2 protein-coding genes and 1 pseudogene are annotated in these 3,482 nt (G+C 71.4%); 2 read left to right on the top strand and 1 reads right to left on the bottom strand.

The window, feature by feature from the left end; translation table 11 throughout:
- Positions 1 to 793: pseudogene (locus tag FNH08_RS47235) on the top strand (hypothetical protein); the annotation flags it as partial.
- Between the two features lie 45 nt (positions 794 to 838).
- Positions 839 to 1,963, top strand: a complete 1,125-nt coding sequence (locus FNH08_RS47230) for a mannose-binding protein (RefSeq protein ID WP_152778053.1) — start codon at positions 839 to 841, stop codon at positions 1,961 to 1,963.
- Between the two features lie 8 nt (positions 1,964 to 1,971).
- On the opposite strand, the gene FNH08_RS47225 is transcribed toward FNH08_RS47230, so the two are convergent.
- Positions 1,972 to 3,276, bottom strand: coding sequence for an RICIN domain-containing protein (locus FNH08_RS47225; protein ID WP_152778051.1), 1,305 nt, complete (start codon positions 3,274 to 3,276; stop codon positions 1,972 to 1,974).
- Positions 3,277 to 3,482: the final 206 nt, after the last annotated feature.

Here is a 3,482-nt window from a genome sequence, read left to right as displayed (position 1 = left end):
TACCCAGGCCCCGCCCCCGGCCGAGCTGCCCGACATCCCCTTGTCCCCGGTCCCCTTCGGGCCGGGGCACCGCAGTACCGAAGCCGAGCGGAGCGCCTTCCGTGTGCTGGCGGACGCGGAGTGGGACCGGCACGGTGCGGCCGTCGCGCGGTCGCTCGCCCGTATGCCCGCGCTGCGTGGCAAGGAACAGGAGGCCGCCCGCGCCGATCTGATCGCGCTGAGGCTGTATCTGCACAGCGCGGAAGGACCGTTGAGCCACCACGCGATGACGCGTGCCCTGCGTTCGTACGAGGAAGGGATGTTCCCGTACGCGGCGTGCCTGGCGTCGGCGCTGAACCGGCTGCCTTCCTACCGGGGTGTGGTCCTGCGCGGCACGGGTCCCGCCCCCGATGTCCGCGTACCGCGTCCCGGGGCGCTGCTGCGTGACCCGGCCCTCGTGAGCGTCACTCCTCTCGACCCCACCCGCCCGGCCATGACGGCAGGCGCCAGCTACGTCATCTGGTCGATCGCCGCTCGCCGTGTGCGGCAACTGCTCGACACCGTCGACGGACCCGAGGAAGTGCTGTTCGCCCCCGGAACCCTCTTCCGGGTCCTGGACGTACGCCGGGCTGACTCCTCCGTACAGATCTTCCTGCGCGAACTGAGTCCTCACCTGCCGATGATGCCCGACCCGGACGCGGACCGCGCCGCGCTCGCCCGGCTGGACGAAGCCGTGCGCGGGCGCTCGGCCCCGGCGGGCGCCGACCAGTGGCCGGAGCGCTGCACCGGGGCTTTCGGCACCGGCCCGGACTGACACCCAACCCCCGGACACGAATCCAGACATGAGTAAGGAAGGTGAATGGTGCCTCAGCACGACCCCTCCGGCAGCACACCGCCGGGCACATCGCGTACGTCGGGCACGTCGGCCTCGTCCCCGCTGACGATCCGCCGGGCGGTGACCATCAAGGGTGCCGCTCACGAGCCGGGCGATGCCTTAGCCCCGCGCGGCTCGGAGGGCGCGGGCGCCGGCGTGCCGCCCAGCGAGACCGCCCAGTCCCCGGCACGGCTCAGCGAGCCCGCCCGGGAGGCCGAGGGCGCGGCCGGGCAGCCGACGGTCGCCGCCCCGGTGGCCGAAGAGGAGGCGACCGCCCCCAACACGACCACCGCCCCCGACACGACGACCGCCACCGCCACCACCGCAGACGCAGACGCAGCCGCCGACACGGCCAAGGCGGCCGAGGCGGCCGACGCGATGTCGGGCCTCGGCGCCACGGGCGCGCCCGCGGCCGCGGCCGCCGGCGAGGAACCGCCGCGCAAGGGCCCCAAGAAGCCGATGCTGGCCGCCGCGGCCATGGTCGGAGCGGTGCTCATAGCCGTTCCCTTCCTCCTGATGGGGGGAGGGAACGACGAGGACAAGCGGCGGAACGTGTCGCGCGAGGCGTCCGACACGGTCCTGGACGCGGGTGCGGCGAGCGGGGACGCGGGCGACTACTCCACCGAGCGGCCCTCCGCGTCTCCCAGTGAGAAGCCGTCGAAGAAGCCGAAGCCGCAGCCGGAGCCGACCCGCGCAGCCGCCGAGCCGAAGCCCGAGGCGACCCCTGCCGCCAAGAGCTCCGAGAAGGCCACGGCGAAGAAGGAGACGCAGAAGTCCAAGGCGCCCGTATGGACGACCACGTCCGTGACGGCCCCGAGCACGCTCTCCGTCGGTGAGTCCTGGAGCACGAACCGGATCAAGATGATCATGCAGGAGGACGGCAACCTCGTCGTCTACAACGAGAAGAACCGTGCGACCTGGGCCTCCATGACGTTCGGGAAGGGCCACACAGCCCGGTTCCAGACGGACGGCAACCTCGTGATCCACAACGCCGACGACCGGCCCATATGGGGTGCCGACGTCTGGGGGCACGAGGGCGCGAAGCTGATTCTCCGCAAGGACGGCAAGGTGGTCATCATGGACGGGCCCAACGTGACCTGGTCCACCTGACCCGTGGATCAGACGAGGGACCAGTGGTGGTCGTCAGCCTTCGTGCTGTCGTTGCAGTGGTAGATGGTGAGACGGGCGGCGGAGCCACCGGTGGCGAAGCCGCTCACGTCCAGGCACAGGCCGCCACTGGCGAAGTTGCGGATCCAGTAGGTGCCGTCCGCTCGCGGATCGAGCCACCACAGCTGGTTGTCGTGGGCCGTGGCGTTGCAGTGGGCGAGGGAGACGTTCGTCCCGGCCGGCTTCGCACCGTAGTCGGGCAGGTCCATGCACAGGCCGCCCTTGTTGTTGGTGATCCGGAAGAGGTGGGCTCCCCCGGGGCCGCCGCCTTGGGACCGTACCTGGAGGTTCCACAGCTGGTTGTCGGCGCTGGTGTTGTCGCAGAAGTACTGGTTGACGTGATCCGCGTCCTTCCCCGCGCCGAAGTAGGGGACGTCGGCGCACATGGCGGTCGTCGCGTTCTTGATCAGGACCTTGCCGGAGCTGGAGGCGGCGTTCGCTGCCGACCGCGCGCCGGACGTGCCGCCGGTCCTGCTCTTGGTCTTGGACTGGGCCTTGCTCTTGCTCTTGCCGGCTCCGGTCGCGGGACCGGACGCCGTGGACTTGGGCGCGGCTGACGAGGAGGGGGCTGTCGCGCCCTTCTCCTGCCGGGGCTTCTTCGACGGCTTCTCACTGGGGGAGGCGGAGGGAGGCTCGGTGGAGTAGTCGCCCGCGTCCCCGCTCGCCGCACCCGCGTCCAGGACCGTGTCGGACGCCTCGCGCGACACGTTCCGCCGCTTGTCCTCGTCGTTCCCTCCCCCCATCAGGAGGAAGGGAACGGCTATGAGTACCGCCCCGACGATGGCCGCGGCGGCGAGCATCGGCTTCTTCGGGCCTCTGCGGGGTGAGGCGGCTTCGGCGGCACCGGGCGGCGATCCCTCGTTCCCCATGGCGACGGCCGAGGACATCGCCTCCTCGGCCTCCTCGGCCTGCTCAACCTGCTTGGCCTCCCCGGCCTTCTCGACCTCCTTGGCCTTCTCACTCCGGGCCGCGGCCGAGACGGCTCCACCGTCCGTTCGCCCTGCTTCCCCCGCTTCCCCGACCTTCCGGCCCGTCTTCGGGACCGGAGCGGCGGCGGTACGCGCCTGCTCCTCGCGCTCGCCCGCCTCCTGGGCGACGGAGTTCGCGGACCGGCCCGGTACCGCCGGTCCCCCCGGGGTCAGAGCGCCCTCAGGGGGCTCCGAGCCACCCGGCAGGGCGACCGCCACCCGTACGTGGGGTAAGCCACCGGTGGTCGCGGGTGTCGCCCCGTCTCCCGTGTTTCGCTGAGCGCCCATGCAGTGTCTTCTCCTCGTGGAGCAGCGGCGTCCGTTCGGCCCAAAGGTGTACCTCGTTGATGAAGACTGCCACAACTGGACGTGACCACTTGGCAGTTGGCGGCGTACTCGAGATCGGGCGGGTGAACCGTCAGGAGCCGGATGTGCGTGTGATGATGCACGGACAACAAGCGGGCCCCGGGGGAGGGGCCGTGCGCAAGAGGGGG

The organism is Streptomyces spongiae (assembly GCF_009377185.1).
GTDB lineage: Bacteria > Actinomycetota > Actinomycetes > Streptomycetales > Streptomycetaceae > Streptomyces > Streptomyces spongiae.
This window is presented reverse-complemented; position numbering and strand designations above follow the sequence as displayed.

What these genes read in the sequence shown, in the direction of transcription:
- FNH08_RS47230 (WP_152778053.1), top strand. Translation starts at nt 839, where the DNA reads ATGGTGCCTCAGCACGACCCCTCCGGCAGCACACCGCCGGGCACATCG.
- FNH08_RS47225 (WP_152778051.1), bottom strand. Translation starts at nt 3,276, where the DNA reads ATGGGCGCTCAGCGAAACACGGGAGACGGGGCGACACCCGCGACCACC.